The following is a 22,685-nucleotide window of genomic DNA, read 5'->3' on the forward strand; positions in this document are numbered from 1 at the left end:
GTCAGAAGACGAGCGTCGTCCGTCCCGTGACGACGACGCGGTCGGCGCAGTGCGCGGCGACGGCGCGGGCCAGCACGCTGCGCTCGACGTCGGCACCGCGGCGGGTGATGTCGGCGACGGTGTCGCGGTGCGAGACGCGGGCGACGTCCTGCTCGATGATCGGGCCCTCGTCGAGGTCCTCGGTGACGTAGTGCGCCGTGGCGCCGACCAGCTTCACCCCGCGCTCCTTCGCCTGCGCGTAGGGCCCGGCGCCGACGAACGCCGGCAGGAACGAGTGGTGGATGTTGATCGCGGGCACGCCGAGGGCGTCGAGGAACCCGCCGGTCAGGATCTGCATGTAGCGGGCGAGGACGACGAGGTCGACGCGGCCGTCGAGCAGCTCGATCTGCTGCTTCTCGGCAACGTCCTTGGTGTCGCGGGTGACGGGGATGTGGGCGTAGGGCACGCCGAACCGGGCGACCTCGTCGGCGAGGTCGGGGTGGTTCGACACGACCTGGACGATGTCGACCCCCAGCTCGCCGCGGCGCTGCCGCCAGAGCAGGTCGAGCAGGCAGTGGTCGAGCTTCGAGACGAACACCGCCACCCGCGTGCGCTCGGCGGCGATGCGCAGCCGGAAGGTGATGTCGTACCGGTCGGCCACCTCCTCGCCGAACTCGGCGGTGAGCTCGTCGAGGGCCTCCTCGAGGCCCGGCAGCCGGAAGACCAGCCGCATGACGAAGTGCCCGCCCTCGGGGTCGGTGGTGTCCTGGTCGGACTGCACGATCGTCGCGTTGTGCGCGTGCAGGAACGAGCTGATCGCCGCCACCAGGCCGGGCTGGTCGCGACAGGAGACCAGCAGCCGCCCGACGTCGGTGTCAGGCATCGTGGAGCCCCCGGAAGCCCGTGACCTCCACCGCGGAACGGGAGCCGGCGTCGAGCAGCGCGTCCCACAGGTACTGACCCGACGAGCGCTCGCAGTGCAGCAGAAAGGACCGGACGCCGGAGACGTCGTCGCGCACGACGTCGGTGACCACGGCCGCGACCGACGTGCGCAGCGCGGCGCCGTCGGGGGTCACCGTGTCGGCGAGGTCGATCGCGCAGACGCCGGCCAGGACGGCGGTGGCGGCCGGTCCCTGCAGCCGCATCAGCGCTCGGCCGTGGGTGAGGTCGAGGACCGACGTGAACTCGCCGGTGCCGGCCAGGCGCTCCTCGAGGGCGGTGCGCAGCGCCGGCGCCGTCCCCGGTGCGCCGAGCGCGAGCCACTCCCCGGGGGCGGACCCGACGAGCAGCACTGCCCCGGACCCGACGTCGGTGCGCAGCGTGCGCCCGAACCCCACGCCCAGGGCCTCGCGGCCCGCGCCGTCGAAGGGGGCGCGGACGTGCACCTTCGCCAGCGGGGTCTCGTCCGAGAGCGTGGACGCCCCGGTCGCGGCGCGGGCGCTGACCTCCCAGCCGTCGAGGACGGTGGCGGGGGAGGCGGCGATCGGACTGCGCGCGAGGGGTGCGGCGGTGTCAGACACGCTGGCGCTCTCCTTCGGGGTCGACGTGGACGCGGTCGGTCACCTCGGCGACGACGTCGCGCCCGTCGGGCAGGCGGACGGTGACGCGGGTGCCGACGGCCGCCAGCTCGTGGTCGAGCTGGGCCAGCCCGATCGAGCGCCCGAGCGTCGGGGACATCCGGCTGGACGTCACGCGCCCGGCGATGCCGCCGGCGCGGTCGAGGATCTGGCTGGCCTCCGGGGGGACGATCGTCCCGTCGAGCGTGCGCAGGCCGACCAGGCGCGGATGGGTGTCGCGGCCGCGCTGCCACACCAGTTCCGGCTTGCCGACGAAGTCCGGCTTGTCGAGCTTGATCAGCTCGTCGACACCGGCGCTGAAGCCCTGGGTCAGGCCGTCGGTGTCCTGCCCGACGATCGCGTGCCCCTTCTCGAGGCGCAGGACGCGCTGCGCCTCCACCCCGAAGGGCCGCACGCCGAGGTCCCCGCCGGCGGCCATGAGCTGCTCCCACACGTGCAGGCCGTACGCGGCCGGCACGTGGACCTCGAAGGACAGCTCGCCGGTGAACCCGATGCGCCAGAGCACGCAGTCGGCGACGCCGGCCACGGTGCCGGTGCGGACGCTCATGTAGCCGAAGGACTCGGGGCCGAGGTCCAGATCGGTGAGCCGGCTCAGCAGCTCGCGCGAGCGGGGCCCGGCGACGTTGATGCTCGCGTCGGCCGTGGTCACCGGGGTGATGTGCACCTGCCACTGCGGGCGTGCCGTCTGCAGCCAGCGCTCCGCCCACTCCCACACCGCGGCGGCGCCCGAGGACGTCGTCGACATGAGGTAGTGCTGCTCGCCGAGGCGTCCGGTGACACCGTCGTCGAGCACCACCCCGTCCTCGGCGCACATGACCCCGTAGCGCACGCGGCCGACGCCGAGCTTCTGCCACTTGTTGACGTAGAGCAGCTCGAGCAGCTTCGGCACGTCCGGCCCGCGGAGGTCGAGCTTGCCGATCGGGGTGACGTCGATGAGCCCGACCGCGGTGCGCACGGCCGTCACCTCGCCGGCGGGGTCGCCGTAGTGGTCGGGACGGATCCACTGGCCGGCGACGAGCGGGACCGCGCCGTGGCGCTCGTGCCACGGTTGCATCGGCGAGTACCGCACGGGTTCGCGCGGCCGGCCGGCGAGCGCACCGAGGGTCACCGGCGCGTACATCGGGCGCCACGTGGTGGTGCCCGTCGCGGCGATCGTGCTGCCGGTGGCCTCGGCGAGGACCGCGACGGTGTTGACCGTCTCGAGCTTCCCCTGGCCGGGCCCCATGGTGGCGGTGGTGTAGCGCTTGACGAGCTCGACGGAGTCGTATCCCTCCGCCGCCGCGGTGACGATGTCCTTGGCCGAGACGTCCTCGGAGAGGTCGACGAATCCGCCGGTGCCGTTCGAGAAGAGCTCGGGGTGGTCGGCGACGGCCAGTTCCGGGACGGCGAGCTCCGGGACGGTCACCGCGGTACCCGCTGCCCGCAGCGCCCGTCGTGCCGCCTCGCGGCCCACCGCGTCGGCGTGCTCGACGAGCTGCGCGACGTCGCCCTCGCCGACGATCCCACCCGCGGCCAGCACGTTCTCGGGCATGCGCGACGGGTCCGGCCGGAACCGCGCGGTGCGCGGGTCGTAGACGGGGTTGTCGCCGGACTGGTTGAGCAACGACGTCGGCGCGGTCCACCCGACGGCGGTGACGAGCAGATCGGCCTCGACCCGGCTGCCGTCGCCCAGCTCGATCGCGCGCACCCCCTGGCGCCCGTGGGCGGCGGTGATCGTCTCGCCGCGGCGGGCGTCCACGACGGCGGCGATCTCCACGCCCGCGTCCTCGAGGTCGGCGATCGCGGCGTCGCCCTCGGGGTTCGCGGTGAGGACCACGGCGCGCTGCCCGGGCTGCACCGCCCAGAGGTTGACCAGCCGCCGCGCGGCGGTCGAGAGCACCACGCCGGGCAGGTCGTTGCCGGCGAAGACGTAGGGCCGCTCGATCAGCCCCGGGGCCACGACCAGCACGCCCGCCCGGGCCTTGATGAGCCGCTCGTCGACGCCGGGCAGGCTGCGCTGCACGATCGGGATCCAGTTGTCGTCGTAGCGGGCGGCGACCACCGAGTCGGTGAGCACCTCGATGCCGGGCTGCGCGGCGACCTGCGCGCGGAGGTCCTGCAGGGCCGCCCGGTCGCCCGGGCCGCCCCAGCGCAGGTGCCCGCCGAGCTGGTGCTCCTCCTCGACGAGCATCACCGACGCGCCGGCGCGGGCGGCCGCGACCGCGGCGGCCATCCCCGCGGGGCCGCCGCCGGCGACCACCACGTCGGGGTGGGCGTGGCGCTTGTCGTAGTAGCCGCGGTCGGTGTCGGGCGGCACCTCGCCGGCGTGCACGAAGGTGCGCAGGACCTTCTCGTACGCGGGCCACAGCCGCTCGGGCTTGATGAATGTCTTGTAGTAGAAGCCGGTGGCCAGGAACCGCCCGGCGAGGCCGTTGACGGCCTTGACGTCGAAGCGCAGCGACGGCCACGTGTTCTGCGAGCTGACCTCGAGGCCCGGGGTGAGCAGGCGGTGCGCGCCGCGGACGTTCGGCTCGTCGCCGACCTGCACCATCGTGCCCGGGTCGAGGTAGCTCGCGGTGAGCAGGCCGCGGGGCCGGTGGTACTTGTAGCTGCGGGAGAACACGCGCTCGCCCGCGGCCGCGAGCGCCGAGACGATCGTGTCGCCGGGGTGACCCGTGTAGCGGGTGCCGTTCCAGGTGAACCCGACGGTCCGCCGGCGGTCGATGACCTCGCCCTCGCGGGGCGGCAGACGCCGATCGGTGGCGTCGGCGCCGGGGCGTCGTGTGGTCGGCAGGATGCTCATCGGGCTCCCTCCCCGGCGGCCTGCACGGCGTCCCGCACCTCGCGGACCTCGTGCGTGAGCGTGTGCCGCTCGACGGTGAGCCACCGTCGGCACCCGGCGCCGTGGTACCAGCTCTCGGTCTGCCAGCCCCGGGTGTTGGCGTGGAAGTACAGGTAGCGCCGCCACTCCTCCGGCGTCGTCGTCGCCGGGTCGGGTCGGGGCCCGGCCTCGCCGCCGAACTTGAACTCTCCGGCGTTGCGGGGGCCGCACCAGGGGCACGGGAGCAGCATCACGACAGATCACCTCATGACGGGCGGAGGACGAGGGGCGCCGGCGACTAGTGGCCCACCGCGGCCGCCCCCTTCTCCCCGACGAGCCGCCCGGAGAGGAAGCGGTCCAGCCCGAAGGCCGAGATGATCTCCGGCGGCTTGCCCTCGGCGAGGCACGCCGCCATGGCCTCCCCGGAGACCGGGCCGGCCTTGAAGCCGTAGGTGCCCCACCCGACGTCGACGTAGAAGCCCTCGACCGGCGTCGGGCCCATGATCGGCGAGTAGTCCGGCGTCATGTCGCAGAGCCCGGCCCACTGGCGCAGCAGGCGCATCTTCGCGAGCGCCGGCATCAGCTCCAGGACGTGCCCGGCGATGCCCTCGGTGAACTCCAGCGAGCCGCGCATCGAGTACGACGCGAAGGGGTCGACGCTCGCGCCGAACACCAGCTCGCCGCGGTCGGTCTGGCTGACGTAGACGTGCAGCGTCCCGGAGACGACGACGGTGTCGAGGAACGGGCGGACGGGTTCGGTGACCGCCGCCTGCAGCGGGAACGTCTGGACCGGCATGGCCACCCCGGCCATGTCCGAGATGAGACTGGACCAGCCCGCGGTGGCGTTGAGGACCACCGGCGTCGCGATCCGCCCGCGGGTCGTCTGCACGCCGGTGACGCGCCCGCGCTCGACGTCGATCCCGGTGACCTCGGTCTTCTGGTGGATGTGCACGCCGTGCGCGTCCGCGGCGCGGGCGTATCCCCACACCACCGCGTCGTGGCGGACCACGCCGCCCGGCGGGTGGTACAGCGCGCCGAGGATCGGATAGCGGGTCTCGGCCGAGGTGTCGAGGTAGGGCACCAGCCCCTTGACCTCGTCCGGTCCGATCACCGCGGACTCGACGCCCTGGAGCTTGTTGACCTCGGTGCGCCACGCCATCGTCCGCATCGAGGCGTCGTTGTGCGCCAGCGTGAGGTGCCCGCGCTGGGAGAACATGACGTTGAAGTTCAGGTCCGCGGCCAGGTGCTCGTAGAGCTTCACCGAGCGGTCGTAGAAGCGCACGCCCTCGGGCGTGAGGTAGTTGGAGCGCAGGATCGAGGTGTTGCGGCCCGAGCCGCCGCCGCCGATGTACGACCTGTCCAGCACCGCGACGTTCGTCATGCCGTGGTTCTTCGCGAGGTAGTACGCGGTGGCCAGGCCGTGCACCCCGCCGCCGATGATCACCGCGTCGTAGCTGGGACGCAGCTCCCGCTCGTGCCAGGCGCGCGGCCACTCGGAGCGCGAGAGCCCGTGGCGCAGGAGGCTCCAGGCCGAGTAGCCCCGCACGCGCCCGTTGCGGTGGCCGTTGCCGTGGCCGTTGCCGTTCGTGCTGGTCACCCGGGGTCCTTCCGGAGGTCGATGGCCGGCAAGTCGCGGGCCGGGACGTCGCGGACCGGTCTCACGCCTGCGTGAGGTACCGCCGGACCTCCCAGTCCGACACGGAGGCGTGGTACTCGTCGAACTCCTGCTGCTTGACCGCGGCGAAGTAGTCGATGAAGTCGCCGCCCGGGGTCTTGCCCAGCGCGGCGCGCAGGACGTCGTCCTCGACGAGCTCCTCGACGGCGCGGTCCAGCGTCTTCGGGAGGTGTTTGATGCCGCGGGCGCGCACCTCGTCGGAGTGCAGGGCGAAGAGGTTGTCGTCGGTGCAGGCGCCCGGGTCGAGCTCGCGGTCGATGCCGTCGAGGCCGGCCGCGAGCAGGGCGGTGGCGGCGAGGTACGGGTTGGCGGAGCCGTCGACGCCGCGGTGCTCGATGCGCCCGCCCTCGGGGACGCGCAGCATCACCGAGCGGTTGTTGCCCCCGTAGGCCACGTACGCCGGGGCCCAGGTGGAGCCGGAGGTCGGGGCGCCGACGCCGATGCGCTTGTAGGAGTTCACCGTCGGGCAGATGATCCCGGCGACGGCCCGGCCGTGCTCGAGCAGGCCGCCCAGGTAGTGGCGGGCGAGCGGCGAGAGGCCCAGCGCGTCGGACTCGTCGTCGAACAGCGCCGTGCCGTCCTGGGACCACAGGCTCTGGTGGATGTGCAGCCCGTTGCCGGTGACGGAGCTGAACGGCTTCGGCATGAACGTGGCGACCATGCCGGCGTCGTGCGCCAGCATGTGGATCATGTACCGGAAGAAGATGGTGCGGTCGGCCGTGGTCAGCGCGTCCGAGTAGTGCCAGTTGTTCTCGAACTGGCCGGTGCCGTCCTCGTGGTCGTTCGCGTAGTTGCCCCAGCCGAGGGTGTTGAGGTTCCGCGACACGGTGGACAGGTGGTCCCACATCCGCGTCAGGCCCTTGACCTCGTAACAGGGCTTCGCGGCGGTGTCGAGCGGGTCGGCCACCTCCAGCGTCCCGTCCTCGCGCCGACGCAGCAGGCTGTACTCCAGCTCGGTGCCGGTCTTGAGCACCCAGCCGCGCTTCTCCGCGAGCTCCGCGAGCTGGCGGCGCAGGATCACGCGCGGGGCGTAGGGCCAGGGCTTGCCCTCGACGTGCGGATCGCAGTGCAGCACGGCGACGCCCGGCTTCCACGGCAGGGGCGTGTAGGACGCCGGGTCCGGGACGACGAGCACGTCCGGGTCGGCCGGCGACTGCCCGAGGTCGCCCGCGGCGTAGCCGGCGAACCCGGCCCCGCCGTCCATGAGCAGGTCGAACGACGAGAACGGGATGGCCTTCGCGCACGGCTTCCCGTGCAGGTCCACGAACATCGCCAGGAAGAACTCGATGCCGTCCGCCTCGGCGCGTTCCCGCAGGTCGCTGCGTGCCCTGTCGTCAGCAGAGTCCATGCCGCCTCCCCGGGAAGGTGTGGACTTAGAACCATTCACGCCCGCGGCGAAAGGTGTCAACCCCGTCACAGCCGCTCGCGCACAACCCGTCTGCTCGGACACGCACCGTGACCAGGACGCGGTAGCCTCCCGGCCATGGCCCGGCAGGTCACCTCCACGACGCTGGCCCAGGCCGTGGCCGACCACCTCCGGATGCGCATCCACCGCGGCGACGTGAGCCCGGGGGAGCGCCTGCCCGCGGAGCGGGATCTCGCGGAGCAGCTGGGCGTCGCGCGGATCAGCCTGCGGGAGGCCATCCGGCAGCTGCGCGAGGACGGCTACGTCGAGGTCCGGCGGGGCTCCACCGGCGGCACCTACGTCACCGAGCTGCGGCGTCCGGCCGAGGCCTGGCGGTCCCGGATGCGCGAGCAGGCCGGCGAGATGGACGACATCCTCGACTTCCGCATCGCGCTCGAGACCGAGACCGCCACGCTCGCCGCCCGCCGGCACACCGAGGCCGGCCTCGTGCCGATCCGGGACGCGATCGCGGCGCTGAGCGGGGTCATCGGGCGCACCGCCTTCCGGCAGGCCGACTCCCGCTTCCACGTCGCGCTGGCCCGCGCCTCCGGTAACGAGCGGCTCGAGGAGGCCGTCGAGGCCGCCCGGGGCGAGCTCTTCAGTCCCCGCGACCTCCTGCCGTTCCGGGAGCCGGTCGAGGAGACCCTGCGCGACCACCAGGCGATCTACGAGGCCGTCGCGGCCGGTCACGAGGGCGAGGCCGCCGAGGCCATGCGGGCGCACCTCGAGCGCGCCCGGCGCCAGTTGCGCTTCATCGTGTTCGGCGCCGCCGACGACGCGGAGTGGCCCACCGACTGACGGCCGTGACCTCACATGGGGTTGACACGGTGTGGCGTGGGTCTCTTATTGTCGGCTCGTTCTTGGTCTGCAGATGAGACCAATGCGGAGCCGCTCGCGCCGGCCCGGCAGCGGACCCCGTCATCGACCCGTGCCCACGGCGGCCACGGAGTGCGATCGGAGGCACGGTCATGAGTTCTCTCGACGACCGCATCGCGGGGCTGTTGCGCCGCGACCGGCTCCTCGCGATCGGCAGCACCGTCGCCATGTGGGTGGTGCTGGTGTTCGTCTTCCTCGCCTCGGCGCCCACGGTGCCGGGGACCACGCTGCTGGTGGTCCTCGGGGTCGCGATGGTGGCGCTCGGCGGCCTGAACACCGCCTCGGCCGCGGCGCTGATCCGCCGCTACCGGGCGGCGAAGGACCAGGTCTACCGGCCCGACATCGAGAACCTCGACGCCCAGCGTGCCGCGAAGCACGGGAGCGCGTCGTGACCGCGGACGCCGGACGGCGGGCGGCCTACGAGCCCCCGAAGCAGTCGGTCCGGGGTCAGCTCCTGGACGCGTTCGTCGTCCTCGCGCTGATCTTCGTGACCCTGTTCGGGACGACCTACCTGATCGAGTCGGAGGACACCGGCGCAGGTGCGGTGCGCCCGCTGGCCGAGCTCCCCATCACGCCGGGCGAGCGCGTGCAGTACCAGAAGATGATCGACACCGGTGTCGCCGACCTGGAGACGATCTCGGCGGGCGTCGAGGCGAACCAGGCCGGCGCCGACAAGTACGACATCGACGTCCTCGCCCTGCTCGGGACGGCGGTGCTGCTCGCCCTCTACCTCGGTTTCGTCTACCGCGTGTCGTTCCGCGAGTACCGCGAGGTCGTGGAGGAGAAGTTCGGGCCCAGCGACGGCGACGGCGAGTCCGGGAGGCAGTCATGAGCACCGTGGCGGTGGTGGAACTGATCGCGTGGGTGCTCAGCGCGCTCATCGCGGGCTGGCTGGTCCTCGACGTCCTCAAGGTCGCCCGTCACCACGACGAGGCGACGCTGGTGAACGCGCCGGACCCGCTCGAGGAGCCCCCGGGCACCGTCGAGGGGTCGGGGGTGAGGTCGGCATGAGCGCCACCGAGGACGCCCCCGCCGCCGCGCCGTCCGCCGCCGGCACCCAGGAGCGGCCCGCCCTGCGCAAGGTGCTCGCGCCGATGCACATCTGGGCCCTCGGGGTCGGGATCGTGCTCGTCGGCGAGTTCATGGGCTGGAACTTCGCGGTGGAGAAGGGCGGCATGTACGGCGCCCTGGTCGCCTGCTGGGTCGTCGGGCTGCTCTACACCTGCATCGTCATGATCAACTCCGAGGTGACCTCGGCGATCCCGGCCGCGGGCGGGCAGTACGCGCAGGCCAAGCACACCGTCGGGCCGTTGATGGCGTTCAACGTCGGGCTCTACCTGACGCTCGCGTACACCATGCTCGAGGCGGCCAACGCCAACGTCCTGTCCGACCTGCTGAGCACCCTGTCCGGGCTCCTGGGCAGCGAGCAGGAGCTCTCGCCCTACCCCTTCGCGGTGCTCGCGATCCTCGCCCTCGCGTTCCTGAACTACCGCGGGGTGTTCGCCTCGCTGACGCTCAACCTCGTGATCACGGGGTTCGCGTTCGCGACGATCCTCGTGCTGTTCATCGGCCTGCGGGCCTGGTCGCCGTCCGGCGAGCTCGACCTGGCCGGCCTCGCCGGGGACGCCACGAACGCCCTGCCCTACGGGTGGATCGGCGTGATCGCGGCCTTCCAGTTCGGCATGTGGTTCTACCTCGGCATCGAGGGCACCGCGCAGGCCGCGGAGGAGTGCAGGTCGGCGCCGCGCTCGGTGCCGCTGGGCAGCCTCGCGGGCATCATGACGCTGATCATCGCGGCGTCCCTGACGTGGTTCGTCTGCGCCGGGACGCTGCCGTGGCACTACCTGGGGACGGCGATCACGCCGCTGTTCGACGCCGCGCTCGTCTCGGGTCAGGACGTCCTGGTCGTGCTGCTCCTGCTGGGGACGCTGTGCGCGACACTCGCGTCGGCCAACGGGTGCATCAACGACGCCTCGCGGGCGTGGTTCTCGATGGGCCGCGACCGCTACCTGCCGGAGTGGTTCGGCGCGGTGCACCCGAAGTACCACACGCCGTTCCGGGCGATCGTGTTCCTCGTCCCGGTCGCGATCGCCTTCGCGCTGCTGCCGGTGCTGCTCTCCGAGCCGACGCTGCTGTCGACGGTGATCACGTTCTCGATCCTGTCGGGGCTGCTCATGTACAGCTTCATGGGGCCGAGCTTCATCCGGTTCCGGCGGCTGTGGCCGCTCGGCAAGATCACCCGCGCCTACACGCTGCCCCTGCACCCGGCGCCGGCGATCGCCCTGCTGGCGCTCTCGGCCGTCGTCTTCTTCGCGACGTTCCTGGGCTACGGCGCCGCGCTGATCTCGATCCTGGCCTTCTACCTGCTGGCGTCGATCTGGTTCGTGCTCCGGCGGTACAAGTTCGTGCGCCGGGGCGCGCAGTTCACCGCCGACCTGCCGCGTCCCGAGGGGTACTGATGGGGATGACCGGCGCCCTCGTCGTGGTCGTCGTGGCGGTCGTGGTCCTCTCGGTCCTGCACCGACGGTCGCAGCGTGCCGACGCCGCGGACCGCGCGCGGCTCTTCGAGCGCGTGGTGCCGCTGGTGCAGGACGCGCGCCTCACCCGTGAGGGCGGCGGCTACCCGGTGCTCACCGGCCGTCTCGGCGGCCACCGCGTGACCCTCCGGCCGATCGTCGACGCGGTGACGCTGCGCAAGCTGCCCGTCCTCTGGGTGGAGCTCGTCGTGCACCGCGCCCTGGAGGTCGAGGGCACGGTGAACGTCCTGCTGCGCCCGCTGGGCACCGAGTTCTTCTCGCCGGACGCGGGGTTCGCCCACGAGCTGGCGCCGCCGCCCGGTCTGCCCCGGCCGGTGCGCGTCGCGTGCGCGTCGGCGGACCGGGCGCCTTCGGACGAGGTGCTGGCGGGCCTGCTCGCGCCTGCGACCGAGCTCTGCGGGGACCCCGCGACGAAGGAGCTGGGCGTGGGCCGGGGCGGGCTCCGGGTGGTCCTGCGGGTCGCCGAGGGCGACCAGGCGAGCTACCGGAGCGCCCGGCGCGCGGTGTTCGACCGCCCGCGCGTCGACCCGGACGCGCTGCTGCGGGCGGTGGCGGTGCTGGGCGCGACCGGTGACCGCGTGTCGGCCGGGGAGGTCCTGTCGTGACCCGCTCCTGGCTGGTGCTGGCCGTCGCCGTCGTGCTCCCCGGGATGGGCCACGTGCTCCTCCGGATGCCCGTGCGGGGACTCATGTTCGCCTTCTACACGGTGCTCCTGGGCGCGATCACCTGGCAGCTCACGACACCGGAGATCTCGCTGGTCGGGCGCCTCGCCGGCGGGCTGTTCGTGTACGCGATCAGCCTGCTGGACGCCTACACCTGGGCCACTCGACGTTTCGTGCGAAGCAACGTAATTTCTCAGCAGTAGTCCCCGATCGCAGGAAGGCCCGAGTCCCATGTGCGGCATCATCGGTCTCCACCTCCGCGACCCCGAGCTGGCTCCGATGCTCGGACGCCTCCTCGACGACATGCTCTGCGGGGTCTCCGAGCGCGGCCCCGACTCGGTGGGCATCGCCGTCTACGGCGACGGGGAGCGCAACCCGGCGGGCCACTCCGCGGTGTCCGTGCTGCGGGCGCCCGGCGATCTCGCGGCGTCCGCGGGCGCCCTCCTGCCGGGCACGCCGACCGTGACGGCCCGGGTGGCGGGGGACACCACGGTGCTCAGCGCCCCGGTCGGGGTCGAGGCGCTGGCGGCCGCCGTCGCCGCCGCGGCGCCCGAGGCGCTCGTGGTGGGCAGCGGCAACGACCTCGTCGTCTACAAGGGTGCCGGGCACCCCCAGGACCTCGCCCGGACCTACGGGCTGCGCGAGGTCAGCGGCTGGCAGGGCGTCGCCCACACCCGCATGGCCACCGAGTCGGCGATCAACCCCGAGGGCTGCCACCCTTACTCGGTCGGCGCCGACCAGTGCCTCGTGCACAACGGCTCCTTCTCCAACCACGCCACCATCCGCCGCGACCTCGAGCGCCAGGGCGTCACGTTCGACTCGGAGAACGACTCCGAGGTCGGCGCCCGCTTCGTCGCGGCCTGCCTCGCCGAGGGCGACGACCTCGAGAAGGCGCTGCTGCGGCTCGGCGAGACCTTCGACGGCTTCTACACGCTGCTCGTCACCACGGCCGACGGCTTCGCCGTGGTGCGCGACGAGATCGCATGCAAGCCGGCCGTGATCGCCGAGCACCCCCGCTGGGTGGCCATGGCGTCGGAGTTCCGCGCCCTCGCGGACCTCCCCGGGATCGACGAGGCCCGCGTCTTCGAGCCCGATCCCGGCAAGGTCTACGCATGGCAGCGCTGAGCCGGGCCGAGGCGGAGGCCCGTTCCCCCGTCGTGTTCGACCTGCACGAGACGACGGTCCGCGCGCTCAACGCCGAGCTCCACGCCCCGACCGCGACCTCCTACGAGGTGCTCCACCCGCAGGGTGCGCACTCCCTCGGCGCCGGCATCCACGACGAGATCGACGTCGCGGTGCGCGGGCACGCCGGCTACTTCTGCGCCGGGATGAACCAGCTCGGCCGGGTGGTCGTCGACGGCTCGGCGGGCAACGGCGTCGCGGAGAACATGATGTCGGGCTCCGTGCGGGTGCGCGGGGACGCGTCCCAGTCCGCCGGGGCCACCGGGCGCGGCGGTCTGCTCGTGATCGAGGGCTCGGCGTCGATGCGCTGCGGGATCTCGATGAAGGGCATCGACATCGTCGTCGGCGGCTCCGTCGGCCCGATGAGCGCGTTCATGGCGCAGGCGGGGCGGCTCGTCGTCTGCGGCGACGCCGGCGACGGGCTGGGCGACTCGATCTACGAGGCCCGCCTCTACGTCCGCGGCAGCGTCGGGACCCTCGGCGCCGACTGCATCGAGAAGCCGCTGCGCGACGAGCACGTCGCCGAGCTCACCGAGCTCCTCGACGCCGCCGGTCTGGACCACCGGCCCGAGGAGTTCCGGCGCTTCGGCTCGGCCCGCGGGCTCTACCACTTCACCGGCGACCACGGGAGCTACTGATGGCGGGGCTACTGATGGCGGGGCCACTGACGGCAGCAGACGCGGAGTGGAGCGCGACCCGATGAAGGATCCCGCGGAGCGGGGGCTGCGCGAGTCGGCCACGTTCGACCGCGCGACGATCGCCGCGATCCAGCACGCCGCCCGCACGGGCGTCTACGACATCCGCGGCTGGGGCGCCAAGCGCGCCGTGCCGCATTTCGACGACCTGCTGGTGCTCGGCGCGTCGATGTCGCGCTACCCGCTCGAGGGCTACCGCGAGCGCTGCGACACCGACGTCGTGCTCGGCGACCGCCACGCCACGCGGCCCCTGCACCTCGACATCCCCGTGACGGTCGCCGGCATGAGCTTCGGCGCGCTCTCCGCCCAGGCCAAGGAGGCCCTCGGGCGCGGGGCCAGCGAGGTCGGCACCTCGACGACGACCGGCGACGGCGGCATGACCGACGAGGAGCGCGGCGAGTCCAAGACGCTCGTCTACCAGCTGCTCCCGAGCCGGTACGGGATGAACCCCGACCACCTGCGGGCCGCGGACGCGATCGAGGTCGTGCTCGGTCAGGGCGCCAAGCCCGGCGGCGGCGGGATGCTGCTCGGTCAGAAGATCTCCGACCGCGTGGCCGAGATGCGGACGTTGCCGCCCGGCATCGACCAGCGCAGCGCCTGCCGCCACCCCGACTGGACGGGTCCCGACGACCTCGCCATCAAGATCGGCGAGCTGCGCGAGATCACCGACTGGGAGAAGCCGATCTACGTCAAGGTCGGGGCGACGCGCACGTACTACGACGTGAAGCTGGCCGTGGCCGCCGGCGCCGACGTGGTGGTGGTGGACGGGATGCAGGGCGGCACGGCCGCCACCCAAGAGGTGTTCATCGAGCACGTCGGCATCCCGATCCTCGCCGCGATCCCGCAGGCCGCGCAGGCGCTGCAGGAGCTGGGCGTGCACCGGAAGGTGCAGCTCATCGTCTCCGGCGGGATCCGTACCGGCGCCGACGTCGCCAAGGCGATGGCCCTGGGCGCCGACGCCGTCGCGATCGGCACCGCCGCCCTGATCGCCCTGGGCGACAACGACCCGCAGTACGCCGCGGAGTACGAGGCGCTCGGATCGGGAGCCGGCTACTACGACGACTTCCAGGATGGCCGCGACCCCGCCGGCATCACCACCCAGGATCCCGAGCTCTCCGCGCGGCTCGACCCCGTCGAGGGCGGGCGCCGCGTGGCGAACTACCTGCGGGTGCTGACCATGGAGGCCCAGACGCTCGCGCGCGCCTGCGGGAAGGGGCACGTGCGCCACCTGGAGCCCGAGGACCTGGTCGCCCTGACGATCGAGTCGGCCGCGATGGCCCGGGTGCCGCTGGCGGGCACGTCGTGGATCCCGGGGCACGGGCAGGGCCTGTGATCGTCGCCTTTCGGCGTGTCGTTCGTTCTCGGTGGTGAGGGCACGGCGTCACGGCACGGCTCACGGCACGGCTCACCCCGAGGAGCGTCGGCGATGGGGCACCACCGGAAGGGCCGGTCGACCCGGCGCCACGACGGAGCGCCCGGGGTCCAGGAGGCCCACGGCTCTGATCGCGCGGAGACCCCGGGTGTACCCGAGGTGCGGCCGGAGCCGGGGCCCGCCGCGGTGGCCGGACCCGGGCCGAGGCCGGTGGTCGGGGGCGTGAGCGGCCGGCCGCTCGAGGACCTCGCCGAGGCCGCACGGACCGCGCGCCGGACCGGGTGGGCCTTCGGAGCCGAGGTGCTCGCCTCCGCCGACACCCGGGGCGTGCCGACGTCGACGCCACCCCCGCGCGACGGGCGCCCGCGGCGCTACGCGACCCACCAGCCCACCGCGCCGATCGCGGTGCTCGACGGCCGCTGACCACCCGGACCGGTGTGCTCCGGGTCACGATCAGCTAGCGTCGCCGTCGTGGCCCACCGGGCCCGTCCCGCCCCGACGTGACCAGGAGCCCGAAGCCATGGTGGACACCCCCGCTGCGTCCGAGACCGTCTTCCGGTTGATCTACCGCAGCCGCATGCGGATCGCGTCCGAGGCCCGCAAGTCCGAGTTGGGGGAGATCTTCAGCATCGCCCGGTCGAACAACAAGCGCCTCGGCGTGACCGGCGCGCTGCTCGTGTGGGACGAGTTCTTCGTGCAGACCCTCGAGGGCGACGAGACCGTGGTGCGCGATCTCTACGACCGCATCCACCGCGACGCCCGCCACGAGCGCGTGGCGATCATCAGCGAGGACCCCGCCGCCGAGCGGGTGTTCGGTCGCTGGTCGATGGCGCGGGTGGGCGACGGCGACGAGCCCGACATCCCCCTGCTGATGAACCGGGACAAGGGCGGCATCTCCCCGGCCGCTCCGCGCCCGACGACGCCGGACCAGGAGGCCGTCCTGGGCGACATGCGGGAGGCCGCCCGTAGCGGCGCGCAGCCGGCCTGAGCCCAGGTGGCCTGACACCGGCCGAGCCCGTCAGGTCGCGGCCGGCGTGGGGGACGGCGTCGGCGTCACCCGTCGCTGGCGCGTGCGGGGGCCGAAGAGGGCGACGGCGATCGCGCCGACGATCCACATCGCGGCGATGAAGACGAAGACGCTGGCGTAGCCGCTGCCGGTGTAGAGCGCCGCGATGATCAGCGGGCCCGCCGCGTTGGAGAGGCGTCCGACGCCGTAGGAGATGCCGGTGCCCAGCGAGCGGGTGCGGGTGTCGAACAGCTCGGGGGAGTACGCGTAGGCAAGTGCGGTGTAGCCCCGCTCGACGAGGTTGACCAGGAACCCGAACACCACGATGAGGACGGGGTCGAAGGTCAGCCCGTAGAGCAGGCCGCACACGCCGATGACGGTGCCGAAGACGGCGAGGCACCACTTGCGCTCGAAGCGGTCGGTGACCGCGGCGGCGAGCAGGCAGCCGAGCGGGGCGCCGATGGTGGTGAGGGCGACGTAGAAGATCGAGTTCTCGACGCTGAAGCCCTGCTTGGCCAGCAGCGTCGGCGCCCAGCTCGAGTAGCCGAAGAACCCGACGGTCTGCGTGACCCACAGGACGCAGAGCAGCAGCGTCGGCAGCAGCACGCGCCGGCGCAGCAGGACCCGCCACCACGGGGCGCCGGCCTCCGGGTCGGCGTCCCCCGACGGGTCCTGTGCGGTCCGATGAGGAGTGGCCGGCTCCGCGGCGGGCTCGGGCAGCGGGCCCTTCTCGGCGGCGACCGACTGCTCGATCTCGCGCAGCACCGCGTCGGCGCGCTCGTGCTCGCCGCGGTTCTCGAGCCACTTCGGGGACTCCTTGATGTGCCGCAGAAAGAACACGAACAACAGGCCGAGCGCGCCCCACAGGTAGACCAGGCGCCACGACCAGTCGGACAGCGGCACCACGAAGCTCGCGATGAGGTTCGTCGCCGGCGTGCCGCAGATGCCGATGGCGATCGCGTACGCCTGGTACTTCCCGCGCCGCGCCGCCGGGAAGATCTCGCTGATGTAGATCACCGCGACGACGGTCATCGCGGCGAGACCCGCGGACGTCAGGAAGCGGAACACGCCGAGCGACACGACGTCCCAGGAGAACACCGAGGCCAGCGAGAACACGCCGAAGAACACGACGGTGAACGTCAGCGCGGGCTTGCGGCCGGCGCGGTCGGCGAGGGCGCCCGCGCCGATGGAGCCGAGGAACATGCCGACGAACGACGTCGAGGTCACGTACGCGATCTGGTCGATCGTGACGCCCCACAGCTTCAGCAGTCGCGGCGCGGTGACCGCGAAGGTGTTGATGTCGGCGAACTCGAAGAAGTACGCGAACGACACCGCGACGAGGGTGACCAGGTGGAACCGGGCGATCGGGAGCCGGTCGAGGCGCGCGGCGGCGCTCGGCGCGGTCGGGGATGCGGTCACGGCGTGGTCTCCGTCTCGGCAGGGTCGTCGGAGGGGTCGTCGGAGGGGTCGTCGGAGGGATCGTCGGAGGGCTCGTCGGGCCAGTACAGGCGCCTCGGGTTGTCGACCAGCAGGAGCCGGCGCGCCCGGTCGTCGGGAGCGATGTGGCGGACGTGGTCGACGAGCAGCCCGTCGTCGGGCATGTGGCCGGTGAGGTTGGGGTGCGGCCAGTCGGTGCCCCAGAGCACGCGGTCGCCGAACTCGGCGACCACGCGGCGGGCGAAGGGCACGACGTCGGTGTAGGCGTTGCGCTCCCCGTCGACGGCGGGCGGACCGGTGATGCTGAGCCGCTCCGGGCAGCTGACCTTGACCCAGACGTCGTGGCGGTCGACGAACCGCAGGAAGCGGGCGAACCCGGGGCCGTCCGGATCGGCGGTGACGTCGGGCCTGCCCATGTGGTCGACGACCACCGGGACCGGGAGGCGGGCGAGGAAGCCCTCGAGATCGGGCAGGTCGGCCGCCTCGAGGTAGACCACGACGTGCCACCCGAGCGGCGCGACCGCGGCCGCGACGGTGGCCAGGTCCTCGGTCGGCGCGGCGTCGACCAGGCGCTTGAGGAAGTTGAACCGCACGCCGCGCACCCCGGCGCGGTCGAGGCGGGCGAGCTCGTCGGCGGTGACGTCGGGGCGGACGGTGGCCACTCCGCGCGCCCGGCCCTCGGCCGCGGCCACCGCGTCGAGCATGGCGCTGTTGTCGGCGCCGTGGGCCGTGGCCTGCACGATCACCTGGCGTGCGATGCCGAGGTGGTCGCGCAGCGCGAAGAGCTGCTCGCGGCCGGCGTCGGTGGGCGTGTACTTGCGCTCCGGGGCGAACCCGAAGACGTCGGCGGGCCCGAAGACGTGGCAATGGGCGTCGACCGTGCCCGGGGGCAGCGCGACGGTCGGCCGGGACGGCGCGGGGTCCCACGTCAGCCAGCCGGGCGTCGGAGCGGCGGGGCCCACGGCGTCCTCCCGTCGTCGGTGTCGGTCCGGGGTGAGCTTCCACGGTCACCAGGATCGGCGCAAGGATTGTCAACAATTTCGTACGCGTTCTCGGTGCTAGGGTCGCCCCCGTGAGCTCCGCGGTCGGGTCCGTCGGCGAGCCCGAGGAGGTCGTCGACCTCGTGCGGCGCGCCATCCACGAGGGCGACTTCGTCCCCAACCAGCGCCTGGTCGAGGGCGACCTCTCGGTGCAGTTCGGCGCCAGCCGCGCCGCGGTCCGCACGGCGCTCGTCCAGCTCGCGGCGGAAGGGCTCGTCGAGCGCGTCCAGAACCGGGGCGCCCGGGTGCGGGCGGTGTCGCTCGACGAGGCCGTCGAGATCTCCGAGGTGCGCATGGTCGTCGAGGGCCTCTGCGCGGCGAAGGCGGCGGTCCGCGCCTCCGAGGAGGATCTCGCGATCCTCACGGGCATCGCCACCGACATGCGCGCGGCCGTCGAGCGCGGCGACGTGTTCGGCTACTCCGAGCTCAACCGGCGCCTCCACGCGACGGTGCGGCTGGCCGGCAACCAGGCGGTCGCCGACGCCGTGCTCGAGCGCCTGCGCGGCCAGAACGTCCGCCACCAGTTCCGGCTCGCGCTGCTCCCCGGGCGCGCGACCGTGTCGCTGCCCCAGCACCTCGAGATCGTCGACGCCATCTGCGCCCGCGACCCGGAGCGCGCCGAGGCGGCGATGCGCGCACACCTCGCCAGCGTCATCGAGACGCTTCCGCAGGTCGAGCGGGGTACGTCCGGCGCCTGAGCCCCACCGGCGCGGCCTCCGCGGTTCGATGTCGCCCAGATTGTTGACAATCTGGGCGACAGGGCTGCACGCTCGGGGTGTGCCGCCGACCGTGCGGCCGGCCGGACGCGAGGAGGCAGCATGAGGACGGTGGTGGTCACCGACCCACCGCGCGCCGACGTCGACGACGCGGCGACGCTGGGGAACCACGGGGTCGCGACCGTCCACGAGGCCCTCGGCCGCACGGGGTACCTCGGCCCGGAGTTCCGCCCGGCGTGGCCGGGCGCACGCATCGGCGGCACGGCGGTCACCGCGCTGTGCTGGCCCGGCGACAACCTCATGATCCACGTGGCGGTCGAGCAGTGCCGGCCCGGCGACGTCCTGGTGGTCGCCACCAGCTCGCCGAGCACCGACGGTCTCTTCGGCGAGCTGTTCGCCACGGCCCTGGTGCGTCGCGGTGTACGCGGCGTCGTGCTGGCCAGCGGCGTGCGCGACGTCGCGGAGCTGCGCGTGATGGGCTTCCCCGCCTGGTCGCGCGCCGTCTCCGCGCAGGGCTCGGTGAAGGCCACGCCGGGGGCCGTGAACGTCCCCGTCGTGCTGGGCGGGCAGACCGTCCATCCCGGCGACGCGGTGGTCGCCGACGACGACGGCGTCATGGTGGTGCCGCGCGGGGACGTCGACCGGGCGCTCGCCGCCGCCCGTGCCCGCGAGGAGAAGGAGGCGGCCACCCGCGCCGCGTTCGAGGCCGGCGAACTGGGCCTCGACCGCTACGGCCTGCGCGACCGCCTCGAGGAGCTCGGCGTCGAGTACGTGCCGTACGAGAAGTGGACGCCGTGAACGACACCGACGAGGCCGGCGTCCGCCTCACGATCCTGCGCGGGGGAACGTCGCGGGGCCTCTACGTCGAGGCCGCCGACCTGCCCGCCGACCCGGCGGCGCGCGACGACCTGCTGCTGCGGCTGATGGGCACCCCCGATCCGCGCCAGATCGACGGGCTCGGCGGTGCGACGTCGCTGACCAGCAAGGTCGCCGTCGTCGGCCCCTCGGAGCACCCCGACGCCGACGTCGACTACCTCTTCCTGCAGCTCGGCGTCGACGAGGCGTCGGTGTCCGACCGGCAGAACTGCGGCAACATCCTGGCCGGCGTGGGGCCGTTCGCCCTCGAGCGCGGCCTGGTCGCCGCGGCGGAGGGCGCGACCGAGGTCCGCATCCGGATGGTCAACTCCGACAGCGTCGCCGTCGCGACGGTGGCCACGCCGGGGGGCCGGGTCTCCTACCGCGGCGACGTCGCGATCGCCGGGGTGCCCGGCACCGCGGCCGGGATCACGCTCGCGTTCGCCGACACCGAGGGCTCGGCCACCGGCGCGCTGCTGCCCACCGGGCGGGTCCGGGACACCGTCGACGGCGTCGAGGTCACCTGCGTCGACAACGGCATGCCCGTGGTGCTCGCCCTCGCGACGTCGCTCGGCCTCACCGGGCACGAGGGCCACGAGGAGCTCGCCGCCGACACCGCGCTCGCGGAGCGGATCGACGCCCTGCGGCAGAAGGCGGGCGCCCTCATGGGCCTCGGAGACGTCGCGGGATCGTCGGTACCCAAGACGGTGCTGCTCGCCCCGCCCGCCGACGGCGGGCAGGTGGCCACGCGCTCGTTCATCCCCGTCCGCCCGCACACGGCCGTCGGCGTGCTCGCCGCGGTCAGCGTGGTCACCGGGATGCTGCTGCCGGGGGCCGTCGGGCACGACATCGCGGCCGAGCACTTCCCGGCCGGCGGCCGGGTCGACGTCGAGCACCCGACCGGCCATTTCCTCGTCGACGTCGTCGTGGACGCGACGACCTCCCCGCCGCGCGTGACCCGCTCCGGGGTCGTGCGCACGGCGCGCAAGCTGATGGACGGCACAGCGTTCCCGCGGCCGGCATCGTGAGCGCCGCCGGGCTGCGGGTCGCCGTCCTCGGGCTCGGCGAGGCCGGCGGCGAGATCGCCCGCGACCTCGTGGCCGCCGGGGCCGAGGTGCGCGGTTACGACCCGGAGGTGACACCTCCTGACACGGTCATCGCCCGCGCCGACGAGGCCGACGCCGTGCGCGACGCCGAGCTCGTGCTCAGCGCCAACAGCTCGCACGACGCGCTGACGGCCCTGGTCCACGCGCGCCCGGGCCTGCGCCCCGGGGCCATATGGGCGGACCTCAACACCGCTTCGCCCGGGGTGAAGGCGAGCCTGGTCGAGGCCGCCGGAGCGGACGTCGCCGTCGTCGACGTGGCGCTGATGTCCCCGGTGCCCGGCAAAGGTCTGCGCACGCCGATGCTGGTGTCCGGAGAGGCCGCGGAGCGGTACGCGGCGCTGGTGCGCCCGCTGGGCGCCGAGGTCACCGTGCAGCCCGGCCCGGCCGGCGCCGCGATCTCGCGCAAGCTGCTGCGCAGCGTGTTCTACAAGGGCCTGGCCGCCGCCGTGGTCGAGGCGCTCGAGGGCGCCGAGGCCGCCGGGTGCGCCGACTGGCTCGCCGCGAACATCGCCGGCGAGCTCGCCGGGTTCGACGAGACGGCCCTCGACCGGCTCGTCGACGGCACCCACCGCCACGCCCGTCGGCGCGCCGACGAGATGGCGGCGGCCGCCGAGCAGCTGCGCGAGCTCGGCGTCGAGCCCCGCGCGGCGACCGCCGCCCACGACCTGCTCGCGAGCCTGCGCGACGCCCGGGAGGGAGACGCCACGTGATCATCGACTGCCACGGCCACTACACCACCGCCCCGGAGGCCCACACCGCGTGGCGCGAGGCCCAGACCACTGCGTACGACGCCGGCGACCCGCCGCCGCTCTACCCGGACATCACCGACGCCGAGATCCGCGAGAGCGTCGAGGCGAGCCAGCTGCGGTTGATGGCCGAGCGCGGCATCGACCTGACGATCTTCTCCCCGCGCGCGTCGGCCATGGGCCACCACCGCGGCGACGAGGCCGTGAGCAGCGCGTGGACGCGCGCGAGCAACGACCTCGTCGCCCGGGTCGCCGGCCTGTTCCCGCAGCACTTCGCCGGGGTGGGCGCGCTCCCGCAGTCGCCGGGGGTGCCGATCGAGCGGTCCGTCGCCGAGCTGCGCCGGTGCGTCGAGGAGCTGGAGTTCGTCGGCGTCAACCTCAACCCGGACCCGTCGGGCGGGCACTGGACGGCGCCGCCGCTGACCGACCGGCACTGGTACCCGTTCTACGAGGCGATGGTCGAGCTGGACGTGCCCGCGATGGTGCACGTCTCCGCGGTCACCAACCCGAACTTCCACGCCACCGGCTCGCACTACCTCAACGCCGACACGACGGCGTTCATGCAGCTCCTGGAGGCCGACCTCTTCCGCGACCTCCCCGGCCTGCGCCTCGTGATCCCGCACGGCGGGGGCGCGGTGCCCTACCACTGGGGCCGCTTCCGGGGCCTCGCCGACATGCTCGGGCGCCCGCCGGTCGAGGACGCGGTGATGGGGAACGTCTTCTTCGACACCTGCGTCTACCACCAGCCGGGCATCGACCTGCTCTTCGACGTGATCGAGCCCGACAACATCCTCTTCGGGTCCGAGATGGTCGGGGCCGTCCGCGGGATCGACCCGAGGACGGGGCACCACTTCGACGACACCCGCCGTTACGTCGACGCCGTCAAGCTCGAGGGCGACGATCGCGACAAGGTCTACGAGGGCAACGCGCGCCGGGTCTACCCGCGCCTCGACGCCCTGCTGCGTGGCCAGGGTCGCTGACGCTGGCGTCCGTACCCGGGTCGCGACGAGAGTGGTGGC

Annotated in this window: 25 protein-coding genes; 17 read left to right on the plus strand and 8 right to left on the minus strand. The window is 73.3% G+C overall.

Features of this window, described 5'->3' with window-relative positions; genetic code table 11:
• Position 1: 1 nt before the first annotated feature.
• The 6 genes from purU to glnT form a co-directional block, all read right to left on the minus strand.
• Positions 2-862, minus strand: a complete 861-nt coding sequence (gene purU, locus ACQPYN_RS07045; protein WP_433035070.1) for a formyltetrahydrofolate deformylase — start codon at positions 860-862, stop codon at positions 2-4.
• A complete protein-coding gene (locus ACQPYN_RS07050; RefSeq protein WP_433035073.1) occupies positions 855-1,499 on the minus strand; it encodes a sarcosine oxidase subunit gamma family protein in 645 nt (214 codons plus the stop codon). Before ACQPYN_RS07050 ends, purU begins: the two co-directional genes overlap by 8 nt.
• Positions 1,492-4,338 carry a 2Fe-2S iron-sulfur cluster-binding protein gene (locus ACQPYN_RS07055; protein ID WP_433035076.1) on the minus strand — a complete coding sequence of 949 codons (2,847 nt, stop codon included), beginning with the start codon at positions 4,336-4,338 and terminating at the stop codon, positions 1,492-1,494. The genes ACQPYN_RS07050 and ACQPYN_RS07055 overlap by 8 nt, the downstream gene beginning before the upstream one ends.
• Entirely contained in the window at positions 4,335-4,607 is a 273-nt protein-coding gene (locus tag ACQPYN_RS07060; protein WP_433038767.1) for a sarcosine oxidase subunit delta, read from the minus strand. The genes ACQPYN_RS07055 and ACQPYN_RS07060 overlap by 4 nt, the downstream gene beginning before the upstream one ends.
• Positions 4,608-4,654: 47 nt before the next feature.
• On the minus strand, positions 4,655-5,953 hold the full coding sequence (locus ACQPYN_RS07065) for a sarcosine oxidase subunit beta family protein (protein ID WP_433035079.1): 1,299 nt from the start codon (positions 5,951-5,953) through the stop codon (positions 4,655-4,657).
• Positions 5,954-6,014: 61 nt separating this feature from the next.
• Positions 6,015-7,379, minus strand: coding sequence for a type III glutamate--ammonia ligase (glnT, locus tag ACQPYN_RS07070; protein ID WP_433035082.1), 1,365 nt, complete (start codon positions 7,377-7,379; stop codon positions 6,015-6,017).
• Between the two features lie 135 nt (positions 7,380-7,514).
• Between glnT and ACQPYN_RS07075 the strand changes: the two genes are divergently transcribed.
• From ACQPYN_RS07075 to ACQPYN_RS07130, 12 genes are all read left to right on the plus strand, one after another.
• A complete protein-coding gene (locus tag ACQPYN_RS07075; protein ID WP_433035085.1) occupies positions 7,515-8,234 on the plus strand; it encodes a FadR/GntR family transcriptional regulator in 720 nt (239 codons plus the stop codon).
• A 170-nt stretch (positions 8,235-8,404) separates the two neighbouring features.
• Positions 8,405-8,704, plus strand: a complete 300-nt coding sequence (locus ACQPYN_RS07080; RefSeq protein ID WP_433035087.1) for a hypothetical protein — start codon at positions 8,405-8,407, stop codon at positions 8,702-8,704.
• Positions 8,701-9,144, plus strand: a complete 444-nt coding sequence (locus ACQPYN_RS07085; RefSeq protein WP_433035090.1) for a hypothetical protein — start codon at positions 8,701-8,703, stop codon at positions 9,142-9,144. The genes ACQPYN_RS07080 and ACQPYN_RS07085 overlap by 4 nt, the downstream gene beginning before the upstream one ends.
• Complete coding sequence (locus ACQPYN_RS07090) at positions 9,141-9,323, plus strand: hypothetical protein (RefSeq protein WP_433035093.1); 183 nt, start codon at positions 9,141-9,143, stop codon at positions 9,321-9,323. The genes ACQPYN_RS07085 and ACQPYN_RS07090 overlap by 4 nt, the downstream gene beginning before the upstream one ends.
• A complete protein-coding gene (locus ACQPYN_RS07095) occupies positions 9,320-10,771 on the plus strand; it encodes an APC family permease (RefSeq protein ID WP_433035096.1) in 1,452 nt (483 codons plus the stop codon). Before ACQPYN_RS07090 ends, ACQPYN_RS07095 begins: the two co-directional genes overlap by 4 nt.
• Positions 10,771-11,454 (plus strand): hypothetical protein, encoded by a 684-nt coding sequence (locus tag ACQPYN_RS07100; protein ID WP_433035099.1) that lies wholly within the window; start codon positions 10,771-10,773, stop codon positions 11,452-11,454. Before ACQPYN_RS07095 ends, ACQPYN_RS07100 begins: the two co-directional genes overlap by 1 nt.
• A complete protein-coding gene (locus tag ACQPYN_RS07105; protein ID WP_274192881.1) occupies positions 11,451-11,714 on the plus strand; it encodes a hypothetical protein in 264 nt (87 codons plus the stop codon). Before ACQPYN_RS07100 ends, ACQPYN_RS07105 begins: the two co-directional genes overlap by 4 nt.
• 76 nt (positions 11,715-11,790) lie before the next feature.
• Positions 11,791-12,636: a glutamine amidotransferase gene (locus ACQPYN_RS07110; protein ID WP_433035102.1), complete on the plus strand. Its 846-nt coding sequence runs from the start codon at positions 11,791-11,793 to the stop codon at positions 12,634-12,636.
• On the plus strand, positions 12,624-13,331 hold the full coding sequence (locus tag ACQPYN_RS07115; protein WP_433035105.1) for a glutamate synthase: 708 nt from the start codon (positions 12,624-12,626) through the stop codon (positions 13,329-13,331). Before ACQPYN_RS07110 ends, ACQPYN_RS07115 begins: the two co-directional genes overlap by 13 nt.
• A gap of 61 nt (positions 13,332-13,392) precedes the next feature.
• The gene (locus ACQPYN_RS07120) at positions 13,393-14,721 is read left to right on the plus strand and encodes an FMN-binding glutamate synthase family protein (protein ID WP_433035108.1); all 1,329 of its coding nucleotides are present in this window, start codon (positions 13,393-13,395) and stop codon (positions 14,719-14,721) included.
• 261 nt (positions 14,722-14,982) lie between these two features.
• Positions 14,983-15,183, plus strand: coding sequence for a hypothetical protein (locus tag ACQPYN_RS07125; RefSeq protein ID WP_433035111.1), 201 nt, complete (start codon positions 14,983-14,985; stop codon positions 15,181-15,183).
• Positions 15,184-15,280: 97 nt separating this feature from the next.
• A complete protein-coding gene (locus ACQPYN_RS07130) occupies positions 15,281-15,748 on the plus strand; it encodes a BLUF domain-containing protein (protein WP_433035114.1) in 468 nt (155 codons plus the stop codon).
• Between the two features lie 30 nt (positions 15,749-15,778).
• Here the strand turns inward: ACQPYN_RS07130 and ACQPYN_RS07135 are convergent, their stop codons facing one another.
• Together ACQPYN_RS07135 and ACQPYN_RS07140 are read right to left on the minus strand one after the other, a co-directional pair.
• Positions 15,779-17,185 carry an MFS transporter gene (locus ACQPYN_RS07135; RefSeq protein ID WP_433035117.1) on the minus strand — a complete coding sequence of 469 codons (1,407 nt, stop codon included), beginning with the start codon at positions 17,183-17,185 and terminating at the stop codon, positions 15,779-15,781.
• A complete protein-coding gene (locus tag ACQPYN_RS07140) occupies positions 17,182-18,165 on the minus strand; it encodes an amidohydrolase family protein (RefSeq protein ID WP_433035120.1) in 984 nt (327 codons plus the stop codon). The genes ACQPYN_RS07135 and ACQPYN_RS07140 overlap by 4 nt, the downstream gene beginning before the upstream one ends.
• 110 nt (positions 18,166-18,275) lie before the next feature.
• On the opposite strand from ACQPYN_RS07140, the gene ACQPYN_RS07145 reads away from it, so the two are divergent.
• The 5 genes from ACQPYN_RS07145 to ACQPYN_RS07165 all read left to right on the plus strand — a co-directional run bounded on the left by ACQPYN_RS07145 (position 18,276) and on the right by ACQPYN_RS07165 (position 22,646).
• Entirely contained in the window at positions 18,276-18,941 is a 666-nt protein-coding gene (locus ACQPYN_RS07145; RefSeq protein ID WP_433035123.1) for a GntR family transcriptional regulator, read from the plus strand.
• 120 nt (positions 18,942-19,061) lie between these two features.
• Positions 19,062-19,757, plus strand: a complete 696-nt coding sequence (locus ACQPYN_RS07150) for a 4-carboxy-4-hydroxy-2-oxoadipate aldolase/oxaloacetate decarboxylase (RefSeq protein WP_433035126.1) — start codon at positions 19,062-19,064, stop codon at positions 19,755-19,757.
• Positions 19,745-20,842: a 4-oxalomesaconate tautomerase gene (locus ACQPYN_RS07155; protein ID WP_433035129.1), complete on the plus strand. Its 1,098-nt coding sequence runs from the start codon at positions 19,745-19,747 to the stop codon at positions 20,840-20,842. The genes ACQPYN_RS07150 and ACQPYN_RS07155 overlap by 13 nt, the downstream gene beginning before the upstream one ends.
• The gene (locus tag ACQPYN_RS07160; RefSeq protein ID WP_433035132.1) at positions 20,839-21,630 is read left to right on the plus strand and encodes a DUF1932 domain-containing protein; all 792 of its coding nucleotides are present in this window, start codon (positions 20,839-20,841) and stop codon (positions 21,628-21,630) included. Before ACQPYN_RS07155 ends, ACQPYN_RS07160 begins: the two co-directional genes overlap by 4 nt.
• Positions 21,627-22,646 carry an amidohydrolase family protein gene (locus tag ACQPYN_RS07165; protein ID WP_433035135.1) on the plus strand — a complete coding sequence of 340 codons (1,020 nt, stop codon included), beginning with the start codon at positions 21,627-21,629 and terminating at the stop codon, positions 22,644-22,646. Before ACQPYN_RS07160 ends, ACQPYN_RS07165 begins: the two co-directional genes overlap by 4 nt.
• The last annotated feature ends 39 nt before the right edge of the window (positions 22,647-22,685 follow it).

This window comes from Actinomycetospora sp. CA-053990, assembly GCF_050948445.1.
Lineage (GTDB): Bacteria > Actinomycetota > Actinomycetes > Mycobacteriales > Pseudonocardiaceae > Actinomycetospora > Actinomycetospora callitridis.

Coding starts and splice junctions, on each gene's coding strand:
- ACQPYN_RS07120 (WP_433035108.1), top strand. CDS start 13,393: ATGAAGGATCCCGCGGAGCGGGGGCTGCGCGAGTCGGCCACGTTCGAC.
- ACQPYN_RS07055 (WP_433035076.1), bottom strand. CDS start 4,338: ATGAGCATCCTGCCGACCACACGACGCCCCGGCGCCGACGCCACCGAT.
- ACQPYN_RS07060 (WP_433038767.1), bottom strand. CDS start 4,607: ATGCTGCTCCCGTGCCCCTGGTGCGGCCCCCGCAACGCCGGAGAGTTC.
- ACQPYN_RS07095 (WP_433035096.1), top strand. CDS start 9,320: ATGAGCGCCACCGAGGACGCCCCCGCCGCCGCGCCGTCCGCCGCCGGC.
- ACQPYN_RS07150 (WP_433035126.1), top strand. CDS start 19,062: ATGAGGACGGTGGTGGTCACCGACCCACCGCGCGCCGACGTCGACGAC.
- purU (WP_433035070.1), bottom strand. CDS start 862: ATGCCTGACACCGACGTCGGGCGGCTGCTGGTCTCCTGTCGCGACCAG.
- ACQPYN_RS07075 (WP_433035085.1), top strand. CDS start 7,515: ATGGCCCGGCAGGTCACCTCCACGACGCTGGCCCAGGCCGTGGCCGAC.
- ACQPYN_RS07115 (WP_433035105.1), top strand. CDS start 12,624: ATGGCAGCGCTGAGCCGGGCCGAGGCGGAGGCCCGTTCCCCCGTCGTG.
- ACQPYN_RS07090 (WP_433035093.1), top strand. CDS start 9,141: ATGAGCACCGTGGCGGTGGTGGAACTGATCGCGTGGGTGCTCAGCGCG.
- ACQPYN_RS07100 (WP_433035099.1), top strand. CDS start 10,771: ATGGGGATGACCGGCGCCCTCGTCGTGGTCGTCGTGGCGGTCGTGGTC.
- glnT (WP_433035082.1), bottom strand. CDS start 7,379: ATGGACTCTGCTGACGACAGGGCACGCAGCGACCTGCGGGAACGCGCC.
- ACQPYN_RS07130 (WP_433035114.1), top strand. CDS start 15,281: ATGGTGGACACCCCCGCTGCGTCCGAGACCGTCTTCCGGTTGATCTAC.
- ACQPYN_RS07110 (WP_433035102.1), top strand. CDS start 11,791: ATGCTCGGACGCCTCCTCGACGACATGCTCTGCGGGGTCTCCGAGCGC.
- ACQPYN_RS07080 (WP_433035087.1), top strand. CDS start 8,405: ATGAGTTCTCTCGACGACCGCATCGCGGGGCTGTTGCGCCGCGACCGG.